Source organism: Pseudosulfitobacter pseudonitzschiae (assembly GCF_002222635.1).
GTDB lineage: Bacteria > Pseudomonadota > Alphaproteobacteria > Rhodobacterales > Rhodobacteraceae > Pseudosulfitobacter > Pseudosulfitobacter pseudonitzschiae_A.
In genome coordinates this window covers 693,672-709,552 of sequence record NZ_CP022415.1, presented here as the reverse complement: position 1 = coordinate 709,552, position 15,881 = coordinate 693,672, and the positions used below count along the sequence as shown (strand labels likewise).

The window sequence follows — 15,881 nt, the reverse complement described above, 5'->3', positions numbered from 1 at the left end:
AATCTAATGACCGATCAGACCGAGCCTTCGACTGCGCTGGCAACCGATTCTGTGGGCAAACATGACTGGGGGCCGTTCGGGCGTCCGCTGTTCCAGGATCCCGGCGCGCGAGCGCTGTCGCGTGTGGGCGTGGTCGACATCGGATCGAACTCGGTCCGGCTGGTGGTGTTTGATGGTGCTGCCCGAAGCCCTGCCTATTTCTACAACGAAAAGATCATGTGTGCGCTGGGCGCGGGTCTGAGCGAAAGCGGCACGTTGAACCCTGCGGGGCGCAAGCGTGCGCTGGCGGCGCTGATCCGGTTCAAACATCTGGCCGACGGTATGGATCTGCCCGAACTGACGCTGGTGGCCACGGCGGCGGTGCGCGATGCCTCAGACGGTGCGGAGTTTTGCGCCGATGTGCTGCGCGAAACCGGATTGCGCATCTGGGTCATCGACGGGCGCGAAGAGGCGCGTTTGTCGGCGCAGGGGGTGCTTTTGGGCTGGCCCGGTGCCTATGGTCTGGTCTGTGACATTGGCGGGTCGTCGATGGAACTGGCCGAGATTTCCGGCGGGCGCGTGGGCCGACGCGAGACATCGCAACTGGGTCCGCTGAAGCTGGTGGACGTCAAGGGCGGCAAAAAGGGCCGCCGCGATCATATCGCCGCAGTAATGGACCAGTTGCAAGAGGCAATGGGCATCCAGCGCGACCGGCTGTTTCTGGTCGGCGGGTCGTGGCGGGCGATTGCGCGCATTGATATGTACCGGCGCAATTATCCGCTGCATGTGCTGCACGAATACCGCATGACGCCCGCAGGCGTGGCCAAGACCGTGAACTTTATCGCGGAAAGCGACCCCGAAGATCTGCGCAACAAATGCGGCATCTCGGCGCAACGGATGGGGTTGGTGCCGCTAGCCGCGGAAGTGCTGTCGCGGCTGGTGCGCACATTCAAGCCCAAGGATATTGCGGTGTCGTCCTATGGTATCCGCGAGGGGCTGCTGTATGAACAGATGCCCCAGCGCCTGCGCGACCGTGATCCGCTGATCGAGGCCTGCCGCTTTGCCGAGGCCAAGGATTCCCGCCTGCCCGGTTTTGGCCGGACGCTGTACGAATTCATAATGCCGCTGTTCAAATCCGCGCCAGTCCAGCGCAAACGGCTGATCAAGGCGGCCTGCCTGCTGCACGACGTCAGTTGGCGCGCCCACCCCGATTACCGCGCCGAAGTCTGTTTCGACAACGCCACACGGGCCAACCTTGGCGGGCTGAAGCATTCAGAACGGATTTTTCTGGGGCTGGCCCTGTTGCACCGCTATTCCAACAAACGCGAAGGCACGCCGTTCGAGAACCTGTATGACGTGCTGGACGAAAAGACCTGTCTGGACGCCGAGATTTTGGGCAAGGCGATGCGGTTCGGCGCGATGTTCTGGATGCAAAAGGACGCCGATCGCGGTGAATTTCGCTGGTATCCTAAGAAAAAGCAGCTGGAACTGCACCTGTCGCCCGCCGTTCTGCCGCTTTATGGCGAGGTCGCAGAGGCGCGGCTGGAATCGCTGGCAAGCAGTATGGGTGCCGATCTGACGGTGAAGACCCGTAGGCGCACGCCGCGCGGATAAGGCCGCCGGGTTGAAACTGCTGGGCCGGTGGCGCCCTCAAATGTCGATTTCGCCGTCCTTGGGCACGTATTCCGGCGCGTCGGGTTTGCGGCGGATGATGATATCGCCGTTGGGCAGGATTTCGGGGGCGTCGTAGACGCTCCAGTCTTCGACCTGCTGCATCAGATCGCGCAATGCCGGGCCCATCTCTTGGGCAAAGCCGCGCATGGCGGGGCCGAATTCGTCGACCAGCCCACCCAGATCGTCGATGGCGGGCTCCATTTCTTTCATGATTCCCTCCATGAACATTCTGGCACCGCGTTCCATCAAGGACAGGCCATCGCCATCGTCCTGCGCAAAAGACGGGGTGGCCAAAGCGGCCACCAACGTCACGGGGATAAGCAAATGTTTCATGTGCCCAATATGGGGGCAAAACGTAACATTTCAAAGTGGACGTTACATGTCGATGTCCAGCGTGACCGGAAAGTGATCGGATGCGGTGACCAGCGCATCACGCAATTCAGGTACCTGCCAGCAATCGGGATCGTCCAGCGGGTGCCAGATGCGCCAGTCGGGCGCGCGGGCGCGCAGGTCGGACGAGATCATGATATAGTCGAGCAGCGCCTGTAAAAAGCGTTTCTCGGGGCGAATCCAGAAGCGGGCGGTTGTGGGCATAACGCCCAGACGACGGCCAAGGGCCAGACGCGCGTGGGGGTCGTAAAGCTGCAGCTGGTCGTCGCCACCCAGCAGGATTTCGACCGACGAACGGCCAAAGAGATGTTCGAACTCGTCCAGTCCCGGACCGTCGTTCATATCGCCCATTACGATCAACGGCGTGCCCGCGGCAAGGTGATCGGTGATGCGCGCGCGCAGCCAGATCGCTTGGGCCAGTTGCTTGCGGCGGTTGGCTATAGAATGGCGCATGATCTCGTCGCGGGTGGTGGCACCGTGGGGGGCTTTGGATTTCAGATGCGCGCCGATCACCCGAAATTCGAACCCCGTGGCGTGGCTGCGCATGGCCAGTTCCAGCGGCGGTTTCGAGAAGCGGATCAAATCCTGTTTGTCATCCACATCCAGATCAATGCGAAAGGTGCTGTCGAAACGCGGCGCATCCGTGGCACCCTTTTTGCCGGTGTCGTGGCCGACGGGGTCGTGCGTGGCCGACAGCCTGTCCGGATCATAGAGCAGCGCAATCTCTTGCTGGGTGTCGTTCAGGAAACCGGTAACCGCACGGCGGGCGCGCAGATCGAACAGCTGCGCAAAGTTTTCCAACGCGCGGACGGTATCGCGGCGGCGGTTGTGGTCGGGGGCTTCGATGATCATCACCGCGTCGGCGTCAAGGGCGGTGAACACGATGCCAAGCGCTTCGAGTTGCTTCGCGCGGGTGATCTGGTAGCGGCCCGACATTTCGTCATCGGACAGCGGGGTGCCGTCGTCGTCAAACAGCGCGTTGAACCATTCGACGTTATAGGTGGCCAGCCGCATCAGGCCGCGCCGGAGGTGGTCGTTTCCTGAATTTCTGCCCATGCGCGGTTGATTTCGATCATACGTTTTTGCGCCATGCAGATCGCCTCTTCGGGCAGGCCGCGCGAGATCAGCGCGTCCGGGTGATTCTCGCGCACCAGCTTGCGCCATGCCGCGCGGACGGTGGGCAGATCGGCATTACACTCTACCCCCAGCACGGTATAGGGATCGCAGGCCTGATCGGGCACCGCGCGCGCCTTGAGTGCGGCGAAGCGCGTGGGCGACAATTTGAAAATATCGGCGACCTGTTCCAAAAATGCAGCTTCGGCATCATGATAGTGGCCGTCGGCCATCGCTATGTGAAACAGCCCCTCCATCAGGTCATAGAGCGTTTCGGGTTGGTCGCGGAACATGATCTGGATGCGTCGGGCGTAGACATCAAAGCCCGCAACGTCCTGCCGCGCCAGATTGAACACGCGCGCCGCCCCTGCTTCGTCTTCGGGGGCGATGTGGAACACCTCGCGAAAGGCCATGACTTCGGCGCGGGTCACCTGCCCGTCGGCCTTGGCCATCTTGGCCGACAGCGCGATGACGGCGATGGCAAAGCCCACGGACCGTTCGGGCGGCGTGCGCAAGCGGTCGAACACCGCCGACAGGCCTTCGCCTGCGGTCAGGGCGCTGAGCGCTTCGGTTATGCGGGTCCAGATCGACATGGGCGCACCATAGAGATGTCGGGCGGCGGTGTCAGGACGGGAATAGCAATTTGTGCATCAAGATTAGGTCATACCACTGGCCGCCCTTGCGCCCTGCTTGCGGAATCTTGCCGGACTGCGCAAATCCGAGGCGGTCGTGAAACGCCACGGCGTCGGGATTGCCGCCGCTGATGCCTGCGACCAGCAGATGCACGTCGCGGACCACGGCACCTGATTCCACTGCAGCCATCAGCGCACGGCCCATGCCGTGCCCCCGCGCGTCGCGGCCCAGCATGACGGAATGTTCAGCCGTGTGCCGATAGCCCGGACCGCCGCGAAAGCTGCCGAAGGTGGCAAAGCCTGCAACGGTACCGGCCCGCTCGGCCACCCAAAAGGCGCCTGCGCGCTCGACAATCAGTTGTGCCACCGCAGCGTCGCTTTTGGTGTCGGTGGTGAAGGTGATATGCGGCAATGCGATCACCGCGTTCCAGATGGCTGCAATGGCGGGGGCATCGGCAGGGATGGCGGCGCGGATCATAGGGTGCGTGGCCCATGGGGTGTGTCGAATTCGGCGTGCAGAGCGGCGGGGCCTGCGTCAAAGACGACGCGGGCGTCGTCCAGCATCGGGGCCAAAGCCGCGCGCAGGTCATCCGCCCGCGGATGCGTCACGATCAAGCGCGTCAGGCGCACACCGCTGGCGGCAAGACGCTGTGCGGGGTGCTGGCTGGTCTGCCACTGGATCAACGCGGGCCAGCAATTGTCGAAGGGCAGTACCCCGCTGTCAGGCACCGCCATGCGCCAGCGTAGATCGCCGCGTTGCAGATCGACAGGCCGCCCTGCCCCGTCGGGCGCAAGCGCGGGTATCTGCGCCAGCAGCGCATCCATATCATCGCAGCGACAGATCCAGTTGGTCAGCCGCGCGGGGCCGCTGAACCGGTCAAGGTCGAACCAGCGCGCACGATCCGGCACCGGCGCATCGGGGTTGATTGCAATCGCTTCCAGATAGAGGCCGTCCGCCAAACCCAGCAGCGTGTTGTGCGTGTGAAACACCGCATGTTCGCCACCCGCCTGCATGGATACGCCAAGCGCGTCTTCGACGTAGGCTGTGGCTTCGGCCAATGTCGCCCCTGCGATGGCGATGTGATCGAACTGCATCATCTGTGTGGTCCTGATTTTGGGGCCGCCCTGTAACAGCGCGGCCCGTGTTGGCATCAATCGCGGGCTTCGCGGATCAGACGCAATATATCCTGCGCTGCGGCGGGGATGTTGGTGCCGGGACCAAAGATCGCCTTGACGCCCGCGTCGTAGAGAAACTGGTAGTCCTGCTGCGGGATCACGCCACCGCAGATCACCAGAATGTCGCCTGCGCCCGCGTCTTTCAACGCCTGAACCAGTTGCGGGGCCAGTGTCTTGTGGCCTGCCGCCTGGCTGCTGATGCCGATGACATGCACGTCGTTGTCCACTGCGTCCTGTGCGGCCTCGGCGGGGGTCTGGAACAGCGGGCCCACGTCGACGTCGAATCCGATGTCGGCAAAGGCGGTGGCGATCACCTTGGCGCCTCGGTCGTGGCCGTCCTGACCCATCTTGACCACCAGCATGCGTGGGCGGCGGCCTTCTTCCTCGGCGAAATCCTCGACCGATTTCTGGATGGCGGCAAAGCCTTCGTCGCCCTCGTAAGCGGCACCATAAACGCCGGCCAGTGTCTTCACTTCGGCGCGGTGGCGGCCGAACACTTTTTCCATCGCCATGCTGATTTCTCCCACAGAGGCGCGGGCGCGGGCGGCTTCGACCGCTGCGTCCAACAGGTTGCCGCCCTCGCTGGCGCGGCGGCTGAGTTCATCCAGTGCGGCGGTGCAGGCAGCATCGTCGCGGGTGGCGCGGATTTTCTCAAGGCGCGCAATCTGGCTGAGGCGCACGGCGACGTTGTCGACGTCCAAAATGTCGATCGGGTCTTCTTTGTCGCGGCGGTATTTGTTGACACCTACGATCACCTCGTCGCCACGGTCGATGTTGGCCTGACGGGTGGCGGCGGCCTCTTCGATGCGCAGTTTCGGCATGCCGGAGGCGACCGCCTTGGTCATACCGCCCAGCTCTTCAACCTCTTCGATCAGCTTCCATGCGGCCTCGGCCAGATCATGCGTCAGCTTTTCGACGTAGTAAGAGCCCGCCAGCGGATCGACGACATTGGTCACGCCGGTTTCTTCCTGAAGGATCAGCTGCGTGTTGCGCGCGATGCGGGCGGAATGTTCGGTGGGCAGGCCGATGGCCTCGTCCAGCGAGTTGGTGTGCAGCGACTGGGTGCCGCCGAGAACCGCGCTCATCGCCTCGTAGGCGGTGCGCACGACGTTATTGTAGGGGTCTTGTTCGGCCAGGCTGACACCGGAAGTCTGGCAGTGGGTGCGCAGCATCGACGATTTCTCGTCCTTGGGGTCGAACTCGGACATGATCCGCGACCACAGCAGACGGGCAGCGCGCAGTTTGGCGGCCTCCATGAAAAAGTTCATGCCGATGGCAAAAAAGAACGACAGGCGCGGGGCGAAACGGTCGACGTCCATGCCTGCAGCGATGGCGGTGCGGACGTATTCGCGCCCGTCGGCCAGGGTGAAGGCCAGTTCCTGCACCAGGTTCGCGCCCGCCTCTTGCATGTGATAGCCCGAGATCGAGATCGAGTTGAACCGGGGCATGAAATCCGAGGTGTATTCGATGATGTCGCCGATGATGCGCATCGACGGTTCGGGCGGGTAGATATAGGTGTTGCGCACCATGAATTCTTTGAGAATGTCGTTCTGGATGGTGCCGGAGAGCACCTTGCGGTCGTGGCCCTGTTCTTCGCCTGCGACGATAAAGCTGGCAAGGATCGGAATGACCGCGCCGTTCATCGTCATCGACACGCTGACCTTGTCCAGCGGGATGCCGTCGAACAGGATTTTCATGTCCTCGACTGAATCGATGGCCACGCCGGCCTTGCCCACGTCGCCCACCACGCGTTCGTGGTCGCTGTCATAGCCCCGGTGCGTCGCCAGATCAAAGGCGACCGAGACGCCCTGTTGTCCTGCGGCAAGGTTGCGGCGGTAGAATGCGTTGGATTCCTCGGCGGTGGAAAAGCCCGCGTATTGGCGGATGGTCCACGGGCGGCCTGCGTACATCGTGGCCTTGACGCCGCGCGTATAGGGGGCCGCACCGGGGATGGTGCCCAAATGGGTCACATCCTTCAGGTCGTCGGCGGTATAAAGCGGCTGGACGTCAATGCCTTCCAGCGTTTTCCACGTCAGGTCGTCAACGGGGCGGCCCCGCAATTCAGCCTCGGCCAGAGTGCGCCAGTCCGCTTTTTTGTCGGTCGCCTTTTTGTCGGTCATAGTCATGTCCTTCTGTCTGTGGGACGCACGGCAGGGTTTGTCCCGCTCTTGTGCGCTCCGGATCCTGTGTCAGTGATGCAAGCCCGTCCGCGCCCGCCGCGAGCCATGCCAGATCGTCGGCATAGGCGGCGCGCAAAGCGGCGGAGTGTTCGGGGGTAAAAGGGGTCCAGCGGCCCGAGCCAGTGACGGCCTGCGCGGCGATACCACCGCGCGCGGCCAGAAGGTCGCGCAGGGCGGCAACGTCGGGGGAGCGGTTCAGCCAGTCGCCTTGCGCGGGCAAAGCGACGGTGCAGCCCGCCCCCGCGTCAAGGATGGCTCCGGTGCGGCCAGCGAAAACTTCGAAAGGCAGAATGCGCAGATCGACATGGGGCATGGCGCAGGCCAGATCGGTGATCACGTCACGCCAACTGCGGCGCGCTTGTGCGATGCGGTTCAGCGCCTGATAGTCCGGCACCGGCGCGCCGCGCGACACGCCGTAAGCAATGGCCGAGGACCACCACAAATCCAGCGCGCGAATGTTCAGCACGATGCGTGTGATGCGCCCGTCAAAGACCTGCGCATAGCGGGCCATGCGATCGCCGATGTCGGCATAGAGGGTACGGTTGCGTATGTTCGAACGCACCGAGCCGATCATGTTCTCGTCGCTGATCAACAGGGCCGACAGGCCGCTGGCCGCTGTCTGGTCCAGTTGCATCCGCACCCGCCCCTTGGCACGGCGGGTGGCACGCACCGGATCAAATCCGGGTTGCGGCAGCGCACCCGAAAGCAAGCCGCCGCGCGTGCGCCGTGGCCCCCAGAACCCGACACTGGCATCGGCGAGCCTGCCCGCATTGCGCCGCAACGCATCCTGAAAGCTGGTCGAACCGGTGCGATGCGCGCCAAGATGCAGGATTACGTCCATCGGGCTGTTGTCCTTTCGCAAGACATGCGCCCCGATCCGGAAAACGGAAGAAAATACAGGCAGGGGCCAGCGGATCATGCGCCCGCACCCGTTACAGAGGATTTAATCACGCTGTTGACCACTTTGTGCATCGAATTTGCCGCGCAAATGCTTATCTTAGGGATAACAGGAGAGACCATGAAAAGACTTATTCCGCTCGTTTTTATCGCACTTGGCGCATTTCCGGCCATGGCCGAAGACACCACCCCGACGGCTGCCGAACAGCTTTTCGCCACGGCGGCCGAAACGGATTTGCGGCAATTTGTCTGGACTAACCGGCCCATCGTCGTCTTTGCCGACAGCCCCGCCGACCCCAAATACATCGAACAGGTGGCGCTGCTGCGTGCCCGCGCCGAAGATTTGCTGGAACGCGATGTGGTCGTGTTGCTGGATACCGACCCCGATGCACGGTCCGAACTGCGGCAGAAATTGCGCCCGCGCGGATACATGATGGCGCTGATCGACAAAGACGGCGACGTGATGCAGCGCAAGCCATTTCCGTGGGATGTGCGCGAGATCACCCGCAGCATCGACAAGACACCGACACGCCAGCAGGAATTGCGCGGTGCGGCCCAGCCCGAAGGTTGACCCGTCGAAGCCCGTGTGCGGGCGTTATGCAACGCAACACGGGCCATCGCGGCTTATTCGAATTCCATGATGACATCGTCCACCGCAAGGCTGTCGCCCGCGCTGGCGTTGACCTTGGACACGATGCCCGCCTTTTCGGCGCGCAGGATGTTTTCCATCTTCATCGCCTCGATGGTGCAAATGGCCTGACCCTCTTGCACCTGATCGCCCTCGGCCACGTCCAGTTTGACCACCAGCCCCGGCATCGGGCACAGCAGCAGTTTGGACGTGTCGGGCGGCAGTTTTTCGGGCATCAGTCGCGCCAGTTCGGCCTGACGCGGGGTGCGCACATGCACCTTGAGGTCAGCGCCACGGGTGCGGATGCGAAAACCGCCGCTGATCTTGCCGACCTTCAGCACAAGGGGCGCATCGCCCACCGTCATCTTGGCCAGCTGATCGCCGGGGGTCCAATCCCCCTGCACCCGCAGGCTGGTGCCGCTGTCAAAGGTAACAGTGGCCCCTGCGCTGTCGGCGGCGCTGATGGTCACGTCGAACGAATGGCCCTGAAGGGTCACGTTCCAGTCGGTGCCGACCTTGCGTTCGTGGTTGTCCATCCGGCCCGACACACGCGCACGGCGGATTTCGCTAATACGGTTCATCGCTGCGGTGGCAGCGGCGATGCGTTTTAGGTCGGTTTCGGGCAGTTCGACCCCTTCGAACCCGTCGGGATATTCCTCGGCGATAAAGGCGGTGGTCATCTCGCCCTTGATGAAGATCGGGTGGTCCATCACGGCGGACAGGAACGGCAGGTTGTGCCCGATACCCTCGACCTCGAAGCTGTCGAGGGCGACGCGCATCGCCTCGATGGCCTCGGCGCGGGTGGGGGCCCATGTGCACAGTTTGGCGATCATCGGGTCGTAATACATGCTGATCTCGCCACCCTCGAACACGCCGGTGTCATTGCGCACGGCAACGGGGCCGGATGCTGCATTGCCCTGCCATTTGTCGTTGGTCAGCAGTGGACCTGCGGCGACCTCGGCGGGGGGACGATAGCGGGTCAGACGGCCGATCGACGGCAGGAAGCCGCGATAGGGGTCTTCGGCATAGAGCCGGTTTTCGATGGCCCAGCCGTTCAGCTTTACGTCGTCCTGGGTGATGCTCAGCGCCTCGCCGTTGGCGACGCGGATCATCTGTTCAACCAGATCGACGCCGGTGATCAGTTCGGTCACAGGGTGTTCCACCTGCAAACGGGTGTTCATTTCGAGGAAGTAGAAGTTCTTGTCGCCGTCGACGATGAATTCGACGGTGCCTGCACTGGCGTAATCCACCGCCTGCGCAAGGGCGACGGCCTGTTCGCCCATCGCGCGGCGGGTCGCCTCGTCAAGAAAGGGGCTGGGCGCCTCTTCGACAACCTTCTGGTTGCGGCGCTGGATCGAACATTCGCGTTCGCCAAGATAGATGCCGTTGCCGTGGCTGTCGCACAGCACCTGAATTTCGATGTGGCGCGGTTGGGTCACGAATTTTTCGATGAAAATCCGGTCGTCGCCAAAGCTGTTGGCGGCCTCGTTCTTGGACGACTGGAACCCTTCGCGGGCCTCGTCGTCGTTCCACGCGATGCGCATGCCCTTGCCACCGCCGCCTGCGCTGGCCTTGATCATCACAGGATAGCCGACCTCGGTCGCGATCTTGACCGCGTGTTCGGCGTCGTCGATCAGACCCATATAGCCCGGAACTGTGCTGACGCCTGCCTCTTGGGCGATTTTCTTCGAAGTGATCTTGTCGCCCATCTTTTCGATTGCGCCCACGGGCGGGCCGACAAAGGCGACACCGGCGGCGTCCAGCGCCTCGGCGAATTTCGAATTTTCGGACAGGAACCCGTAGCCGGGGTGGACCGCCTGTGCGCCCGAGGATTTGACTGCCTCCATCACCTTGTCGATGACGATATAGGACTGGTTGGCAGGCGACGGGCCGATGTGCACAGCCTCGTCGGCCATTTCCACGTGCAGCGCGTTGCGGTCGGCGTCGGAGTAGATGGCAACCGTCTGGATGCCCATCTTGCGCGCTGTCTTGATGACGCGGCAGGCGATTTCACCGCGGTTGGCGATCAGGATCTTTTTGAACATTTGTGGTCCCTTGAGTTGGTTGGTGCCGAACGCAAAAAGCCGCCCTGCGTGAGCAAGGCGGTTGCGGCATTGGTACGAATTTCAAATCGGTTCAGCGACATCTGTGCAGAGGTGCGCAGCACCCCTGCCCGTGGCCGGTGATCAGTTACATTTGTGCGGATATGCCTGACAATAGGCGACGTTGCCTGCAACGCCGACCGCCGCACCGGTGAGAAGGCTGCCCGATGTGACTGCGGCCGCACCTGCGCCGACGGCGCCGCCGACCAGAGCCTGTTCGCCGATGGTGTCGCCACAAGCGGCCAGACCCGCGCAAGCGAAGCCTGCGATAATGATTGCTTTGAGGGGCATGTTTTTTGTCCTTGTACTGCCTGATGTACCTTTACAACGCATGACAGATTGTCCGGTTCCGACAATGTAAAAAGACGTGATGCCCGCCGATGCGCCGATTTCCGCCAAACAGCGGTGCGCGCGGCCAAAAAGGCGGGCGGCCCCTGACTATCGTCAGGATACCGCCCGTAAGGGGAAGGGGTATGGAGATGGTGATCAGGTGCTGCAAAGGTATGGAGCGCAGCACCCTGAGGTTGAAACTGGCACAACTGGCACGCCTGCGCCAAGCGCGGCGTTTGCGCGTCGGCCAATGATTGCCAGAAGCCGGATTCTGCAAGCAAAATCACGCCGAACGCTCGCCAAAGACTTCGGGGAAAGATGCGCGGGCGACGGCGACGTCAATCACCAATAGCGCGTCATAAGACTCGGGGTCGAAGTCACCGACGGCAGGCACCACCTCGCGGCCAAAAAGCCATGACAGGCGGCCTGCGTCCAGATTGCCCCGCTCGAACGGCTGGTCGCCGAATTGCTCCCACAAGGCTTTCATAAAGCCCTGATCGGCACGGCGGTCCGCAGGTTTGCGGTCACGCTTGCGTTCGCGGCGGGTCAGCGGCGTGGCCCCTTTGGGATTGGCACGCCGAAGGGTGAACTGGAAATCGGTGCTGGCAAGACGGCCGGGGAAACCACGGTGTTTCAGCATGGGACACCCCCATGCGCCATCTGCGGGGCCAGAGCAGGCCCAAAGGCCTGCCCTGAAACGGGTTTACTTGTATTTGCCGGTATATGTTGGCTCGACCGAGATGGGCTCGGGATCGACCACGACAAATTCTTCGGCCTGCTGCTCGCGCGCACAGGCAGCAACGACAGCGACAAAGCCGAACATTGCCAAAAGTTTGATGCTCTTCGACATCTGTATCTCCTGTTTTGTTGCACAAGGCGTTGCCCGCACAGAAATGCAGGCCCTGCCTCAATAGAGGTAAGGGACCCAAAGGGTTTCCTTGGCGCGATCATAGCGGATTCCAAACGTGAAAGATATGCAGGCTGCTTCATCGCGCCGCGCTGTGACTCCAAAGACGCAATTTTCCGCCTAAGTGAGGGGCGCGCCGCAAGATATTGTGCAGGCATCAAAAAGCCTCCCAGATGCAGGTGTCGCCTTCGATGCGGAAGGCGTCAAAGAATTGTGTGGCGTCGGGATCGGGCTGGCCGAATTCCACCGCGCGATCGGCCAGTGAGATCACCACGATTTGCGGCGTCAGGGCGTATTCGGCAATATAGGGAATGACGGTTCGGACGCAGAGTTCTTCGATATCGCGAGCGCTGTCCACATAGGACATCGTGCCGCCATCGCGCGCAATGGCGGGCGCCAAAAAACGAAAGCGCAGGATACTGGTGCCGCTGGTGTCGTCAATCAACACCTCTTGCAGCTCGACGGCCTGCCCCGAGGGCACGTCGAAGGCCCACAGCGGGCCCGCTCCGGCGATCAGCGCGGCAATGACGGCAGCACGTATCATCATGCCGCCTGTCCGCTTGTTACTGGCGCAGCGCCTTGATCAGCGCGCTTTTCGACATATCCGAGCGTCCGTCGATCTCCAGCTCCTGCGCGCGTTCGTATAGCGCATCCTTGGTCCAGTCCTCGTAGGGCGGCTGTTTGCCCCCCTTTTGCGAGGGATGCTGGTCGCTGTTGGCCTGCGCATTTGCGATGCGCGCAGCCTTTTGCTTCGATGCGCCGTCCTCGCGCAGCGCTTCGTAGATCTCGTCGTCCTTGACGGACTTTCCGTGGTCCTTGGTCATGGCTTGCTCCTTGCGGAGTCAACGCGAACCGGTGCATCTGCGTTCCCCCGACGGTCAAAGCGGAATATTGTCGTGTTTTTTCCAAGGATTCGTCAGCTTTTTGGTGCGCAGCGAAGCAAAGGCGCGGCTGATCCGGCGGCGAGTCGAATGGGGCATGATCACCTCGTCGATGAACCCGCGTTCGGCGGCGACAAACGGATTTGCGAACCGGTCTTCATAGTCGGCGGCATGTTTGGCGATCTTGTTCGCGTCGCCCAGATCGGCACGGTGGATGATCTCGGTCGCGCCCTTGGCGCCCATCACCGCGATCTCGGCTGTGGGCCATGCATAATTGAAATCGCCGCGCAGGTGTTTGGACGCCATCACATCATAGGCACCGCCGTAGGCCTTGCGGGTGATCACGGTGACCTTGGGCACCGTCGCCTCGCCATAGGCGAACAGCAGTTTCGCACCGTGTTTGATGACGCCGCCGTATTCCTGACCGGTGCCGGGCAAAAATCCGGGCACGTCGACCAGCGTCAGGATCGGAATTTCAAAGGCATCGCAGAACCGCACGAACCGCGCAGCCTTGCGGCTGCTGTCGATGTCCAGACAGCCCGCCAGCACCATCGGCTGGTTGGCGACGACGCCCACGCTTTGCCCTTCAAGCCGGATAAAGCCGGTGATGATATTCTTGGCGAAATCTTCCTGAATCTCGAAAAAATCACCCTCGTCCGCGACTTTGTGGATCAGTTCCTTCATGTCGTAGGGGGTGTTGGCGTTTTCGGGGATCAGCGTATCAAGGCTGGCCTCGATGCGGCCCGGTTCATCAAAGAACGGGCGCACGGGCGGTTTTTCACGGTTGTTCAGCGGCAGGAAATCGACAAGGCGGCGCACTTCGGCCAGCGCCTCGACGTCGTTCTGGAACGCGCCATCGGCAACGCTGGATTTTTTGGTGTGGGTCGAGGCCCCGCCAAGTTCTTCGGCGGTGACCTGTTCGTTGGTCACGGTTTTGACCACATCGGGGCCGGTCACGAACATATAGGACGTGTCGCGCACCATAAAGATAAAGTCGGTCATCGCGGGGGAATAGACAGCACCGCCTGCACATGGCCCCATGATCAGGCTAATCTGCGGCACCACGCCCGAGGCCATGATATTGCGCTGGAACACTTCGGCATAACCGGCAAGCGATGCGACACCTTCCTGAATGCGCGCACCGCCCGAGTCGTTGATGCCAATGACGGGCGCGCCGTTCTGGAGGGCCATGTCCTGAATTTTACAGATTTTCTGGGCGTGGGTTTCGGACAGCGAGCCGCCAAATACGGTAAAGTCCTGACTGAACACATAGACCATACGCCCGTTGATGGTGCCCCAGCCGGTGATCACACCGTCGCCAGCGGGCTTTTGCTTTTCCATGCCGAAGTCGGTGCATCGGTGGGCCACGAACATGTCGAATTCTTCAAAGCTGTCCTCGTCCAGCAGCAGTTCGATCCGCTCGCGGGCGGTCAGCTTGCCACGGGCGTGCTGTGCGTCGATACGTTTTTGTCCGCCGCCCAGCCGCGCATCCGCGCGCCGGTCTTCCAGTTCGGTCAGAATGTCTTTCATGTCAGGCCCCTGTTTCGATTTGGCACAGGCTATCAGGCCAATGGCCCGCACAAAAGCATCTTGTGGAATATTTGCAAATCCTTTGCCGCGCGGGCTTTGCTAATTGCAAATTTGCAAAACATACGTGAACGCATGGCTGCTATGCGCCAAACGCAATGGACACTGGCAAGGCCTCACTCTACCTTCCTCCAATGCAACGTATACCATCCGTGCGTTTTTTCAAACGCTCTACCCCGCCTCACCTGATTACACTGATTATGCTTGCGGGCATGTCGGCCATGGTGATGAACATGTTTCTGCCGTCGCTGCCGAACATGACCGAGTATTTCCACACTGAATACAGGCTGATGCAGCTTTCGGTAGCCCTGTTTCTGGGGGTCAGCGCGGTGCTTCAGATGTTGATCGGCCCGATTTCGGACAGCATCGGGCGCAGGCCGGTTCTGCTGGGTGGATTGTCATTGTTTTTGCTGGCCACACTGGGCTGTATCTATGCGCCCACGGCAGAAGTGTTCCTGTTCTTTCGCATGTGTCAGGCGGTTGTCGCCGTGGCAATGGTGTTAAGCCGCGCGGTAATCCGCGACCTGTATGACCAGAACGAAAGCGCGTCGATGATCGGCATCGTGACAATGTTCATGTCGGTCGTGCCGATGGTCAGCCCCGCCGTCGGCGGCGTTCTGGACGAGCTTTTTGGCTGGCGCGCGAATTTCTGGGCGTTCTTTATCATCGGCGCGATCACCCTGTGGGTGGTCTGGGCCGATCTGGGCGAAACCGCGACCAGCACCGGCAAATCGCTGGGCGCGCAGTTCCGCGAATACCCTGAATTGCTGCGCAGTCCGCGATTTTGGGGCTATTCGCTGGCGTCGGGTCTTTGCTCGGGGTCGTTCTTTGCCTATCTGGGCGGCGCGCCTTTTGTCGGGTCGGTGTTGTTCAACCTGTCACCATCAATGCTGGGGCTGGTGTTTGGCGCACCCGCGGTCGGTTATATGGCCGGCAATGCGATCACCGGTGCATTTGCCACACGCTATGGCGTGAACCGGCTGGTTCTGGCGGGTTGCATCTCGAACTTTTTCGGGGTTGTAGGCTCTTTGCTGTTGTTCCTTTTGGGCTTTGTCAGCCCGTGGTCGTTCTTTGGCATGATGATGTTCGTGGGGTTGGGCAACGGTCTGGCCATCCCGAACGCCACGGCAGGCATGTTGTCGGTGCGGCCCCATCTGGCGGGCACCGCATCCGGTCTGGGCGGTGCGATCATGATCGGCGGGGGCGCTTTGCTGTCGGGGCTGGTGGGCACGTTGCTGACACCGGAATCGGGCGCTTTCCCGTTGCTGTATATGATGAGCATCACGTCGGTTCTTGCGATGATGTCGATTGGCAGCGTCTATTGGCGTGAACGTCAAATTGAACCGACCGCCTTGTCGGAGTGACTTTGCAAAGCTAACACTGGGCGCGTGCAAAGTTGCAAAGG

Annotated in this window: 17 protein-coding genes; 3 read left to right on the top strand and 14 right to left on the bottom strand. The window is 61.7% G+C overall.

Features of this window, described 5'->3' with window-relative positions:
- The first annotated feature begins 6 nt into the window (after positions 1 to 6).
- The gene (locus SULPSESMR1_RS03315) at positions 7 to 1,593 is read left to right on the top strand and encodes a Ppx/GppA family phosphatase (protein WP_089419552.1); all 1,587 of its coding nucleotides are present in this window, start codon (positions 7 to 9) and stop codon (positions 1,591 to 1,593) included.
- A gap of 36 nt (positions 1,594 to 1,629) precedes the next feature.
- On the opposite strand, the gene SULPSESMR1_RS03310 is transcribed toward SULPSESMR1_RS03315, so the two are convergent.
- From SULPSESMR1_RS03310 to SULPSESMR1_RS03280, 7 genes are read right to left on the bottom strand one after another with little or no spacing between them, the layout of a single operon-like run.
- A complete protein-coding gene (locus SULPSESMR1_RS03310; RefSeq protein WP_089419551.1) occupies positions 1,630 to 1,986 on the bottom strand; it encodes a hypothetical protein in 357 nt (118 codons plus the stop codon).
- Positions 1,987 to 2,028: 42 nt separating this feature from the next.
- On the bottom strand, positions 2,029 to 3,057 hold the full coding sequence (locus SULPSESMR1_RS03305) for an endonuclease/exonuclease/phosphatase family protein (protein WP_089419550.1): 1,029 nt from the start codon (positions 3,055 to 3,057) through the stop codon (positions 2,029 to 2,031).
- Positions 3,057 to 3,749, bottom strand: coding sequence for a molecular chaperone DjiA (locus SULPSESMR1_RS03300; protein WP_089419549.1), 693 nt, complete (start codon positions 3,747 to 3,749; stop codon positions 3,057 to 3,059). Before SULPSESMR1_RS03300 ends, SULPSESMR1_RS03305 begins: the two co-directional genes overlap by 1 nt.
- 31 nt (positions 3,750 to 3,780) lie before the next feature.
- Positions 3,781 to 4,266 (bottom strand): GNAT family N-acetyltransferase, encoded by a 486-nt coding sequence (locus SULPSESMR1_RS03295; RefSeq protein ID WP_089419548.1) that lies wholly within the window; start codon positions 4,264 to 4,266, stop codon positions 3,781 to 3,783.
- Entirely contained in the window at positions 4,263 to 4,886 is a 624-nt protein-coding gene (locus tag SULPSESMR1_RS03290) for a VOC family protein (protein ID WP_089422111.1), read from the bottom strand. Before SULPSESMR1_RS03290 ends, SULPSESMR1_RS03295 begins: the two co-directional genes overlap by 4 nt.
- Positions 4,887 to 4,939: 53 nt before the next feature.
- Positions 4,940 to 7,084 carry a methylmalonyl-CoA mutase gene (scpA, locus tag SULPSESMR1_RS03285; RefSeq protein WP_089419547.1) on the bottom strand — a complete coding sequence of 715 codons (2,145 nt, stop codon included), beginning with the start codon at positions 7,082 to 7,084 and terminating at the stop codon, positions 4,940 to 4,942.
- Positions 7,026 to 8,063 carry a hypothetical protein gene (locus SULPSESMR1_RS03280; protein ID WP_157728962.1) on the bottom strand — a complete coding sequence of 346 codons (1,038 nt, stop codon included), beginning with the start codon at positions 8,061 to 8,063 and terminating at the stop codon, positions 7,026 to 7,028. Before SULPSESMR1_RS03280 ends, scpA begins: the two co-directional genes overlap by 59 nt.
- A gap of 99 nt (positions 8,064 to 8,162) precedes the next feature.
- Between SULPSESMR1_RS03280 and SULPSESMR1_RS03275 the strand changes: the two genes are divergently transcribed.
- Entirely contained in the window at positions 8,163 to 8,612 is a 450-nt protein-coding gene (locus SULPSESMR1_RS03275) for a DUF4174 domain-containing protein (protein WP_089419545.1), read from the top strand.
- 53 nt (positions 8,613 to 8,665) lie between these two features.
- On the opposite strand, the gene SULPSESMR1_RS03270 is transcribed toward SULPSESMR1_RS03275, so the two are convergent.
- The 7 genes from SULPSESMR1_RS03270 to SULPSESMR1_RS03245 all read right to left on the bottom strand — a co-directional run bounded on the left by SULPSESMR1_RS03270 (position 8,666) and on the right by SULPSESMR1_RS03245 (position 14,419).
- Positions 8,666 to 10,714 (bottom strand): acetyl-CoA carboxylase biotin carboxylase subunit, encoded by a 2,049-nt coding sequence (locus tag SULPSESMR1_RS03270; RefSeq protein WP_089419544.1) that lies wholly within the window; start codon positions 10,712 to 10,714, stop codon positions 8,666 to 8,668.
- A 141-nt stretch (positions 10,715 to 10,855) separates the two neighbouring features.
- A complete protein-coding gene (locus SULPSESMR1_RS03265) occupies positions 10,856 to 11,062 on the bottom strand; it encodes a hypothetical protein (protein ID WP_089419543.1) in 207 nt (68 codons plus the stop codon).
- A 322-nt stretch (positions 11,063 to 11,384) separates the two neighbouring features.
- Positions 11,385 to 11,741, bottom strand: coding sequence for a hypothetical protein (locus tag SULPSESMR1_RS03260; RefSeq protein WP_089419542.1), 357 nt, complete (start codon positions 11,739 to 11,741; stop codon positions 11,385 to 11,387).
- A gap of 63 nt (positions 11,742 to 11,804) precedes the next feature.
- On the bottom strand, positions 11,805 to 11,951 hold the full coding sequence (locus SULPSESMR1_RS25185) for a hypothetical protein (protein WP_198362846.1): 147 nt from the start codon (positions 11,949 to 11,951) through the stop codon (positions 11,805 to 11,807).
- Positions 11,952 to 12,165: 214 nt separating this feature from the next.
- The gene (locus SULPSESMR1_RS03255) at positions 12,166 to 12,555 is read right to left on the bottom strand and encodes a DUF6497 family protein (RefSeq protein ID WP_240311279.1); all 390 of its coding nucleotides are present in this window, start codon (positions 12,553 to 12,555) and stop codon (positions 12,166 to 12,168) included.
- Positions 12,556 to 12,571: 16 nt separating this feature from the next.
- Positions 12,572 to 12,832: a DUF7218 family protein gene (locus tag SULPSESMR1_RS03250; RefSeq protein ID WP_089419541.1), complete on the bottom strand. Its 261-nt coding sequence runs from the start codon at positions 12,830 to 12,832 to the stop codon at positions 12,572 to 12,574.
- Positions 12,833 to 12,886: 54 nt separating this feature from the next.
- Positions 12,887 to 14,419 (bottom strand): acyl-CoA carboxylase subunit beta, encoded by a 1,533-nt coding sequence (locus tag SULPSESMR1_RS03245; protein ID WP_089422109.1) that lies wholly within the window; start codon positions 14,417 to 14,419, stop codon positions 12,887 to 12,889.
- A gap of 191 nt (positions 14,420 to 14,610) precedes the next feature.
- Between SULPSESMR1_RS03245 and SULPSESMR1_RS03240 the strand changes: the two genes are divergently transcribed.
- Positions 14,611 to 15,840: a multidrug effflux MFS transporter gene (locus SULPSESMR1_RS03240; RefSeq protein ID WP_089419540.1), complete on the top strand. Its 1,230-nt coding sequence runs from the start codon at positions 14,611 to 14,613 to the stop codon at positions 15,838 to 15,840.
- Positions 15,841 to 15,881: the final 41 nt, after the last annotated feature.

Coding starts and splice junctions, on each gene's coding strand:
- SULPSESMR1_RS25185 (WP_198362846.1), bottom strand. CDS start 11,951: ATGTCGAAGAGCATCAAACTTTTGGCAATGTTCGGCTTTGTCGCTGTC.
- SULPSESMR1_RS03260 (WP_089419542.1), bottom strand. CDS start 11,741: ATGCTGAAACACCGTGGTTTCCCCGGCCGTCTTGCCAGCACCGATTTC.
- SULPSESMR1_RS03250 (WP_089419541.1), bottom strand. CDS start 12,832: ATGACCAAGGACCACGGAAAGTCCGTCAAGGACGACGAGATCTACGAA.
- SULPSESMR1_RS03275 (WP_089419545.1), top strand. CDS start 8,163: ATGAAAAGACTTATTCCGCTCGTTTTTATCGCACTTGGCGCATTTCCG.
- SULPSESMR1_RS03300 (WP_089419549.1), bottom strand. CDS start 3,749: ATGTCGATCTGGACCCGCATAACCGAAGCGCTCAGCGCCCTGACCGCA.
- SULPSESMR1_RS03315 (WP_089419552.1), top strand. CDS start 7: ATGACCGATCAGACCGAGCCTTCGACTGCGCTGGCAACCGATTCTGTG.
- SULPSESMR1_RS03310 (WP_089419551.1), bottom strand. CDS start 1,986: ATGAAACATTTGCTTATCCCCGTGACGTTGGTGGCCGCTTTGGCCACC.
- SULPSESMR1_RS03280 (WP_157728962.1), bottom strand. CDS start 8,063: ATGATCCGCTGGCCCCTGCCTGTATTTTCTTCCGTTTTCCGGATCGGG.
- SULPSESMR1_RS03265 (WP_089419543.1), bottom strand. CDS start 11,062: ATGCCCCTCAAAGCAATCATTATCGCAGGCTTCGCTTGCGCGGGTCTG.
- SULPSESMR1_RS03255 (WP_240311279.1), bottom strand. CDS start 12,555: ATGATGATACGTGCTGCCGTCATTGCCGCGCTGATCGCCGGAGCGGGC.
- SULPSESMR1_RS03290 (WP_089422111.1), bottom strand. CDS start 4,886: ATGATGCAGTTCGATCACATCGCCATCGCAGGGGCGACATTGGCCGAA.
- scpA (WP_089419547.1), bottom strand. CDS start 7,084: ATGACCGACAAAAAGGCGACCGACAAAAAAGCGGACTGGCGCACTCTG.
- SULPSESMR1_RS03240 (WP_089419540.1), top strand. CDS start 14,611: ATGCAACGTATACCATCCGTGCGTTTTTTCAAACGCTCTACCCCGCCT.
- SULPSESMR1_RS03295 (WP_089419548.1), bottom strand. CDS start 4,266: ATGATCCGCGCCGCCATCCCTGCCGATGCCCCCGCCATTGCAGCCATC.
- SULPSESMR1_RS03245 (WP_089422109.1), bottom strand. CDS start 14,419: ATGAAAGACATTCTGACCGAACTGGAAGACCGGCGCGCGGATGCGCGG.
- SULPSESMR1_RS03305 (WP_089419550.1), bottom strand. CDS start 3,057: ATGCGGCTGGCCACCTATAACGTCGAATGGTTCAACGCGCTGTTTGAC.
- SULPSESMR1_RS03270 (WP_089419544.1), bottom strand. CDS start 10,714: ATGTTCAAAAAGATCCTGATCGCCAACCGCGGTGAAATCGCCTGCCGC.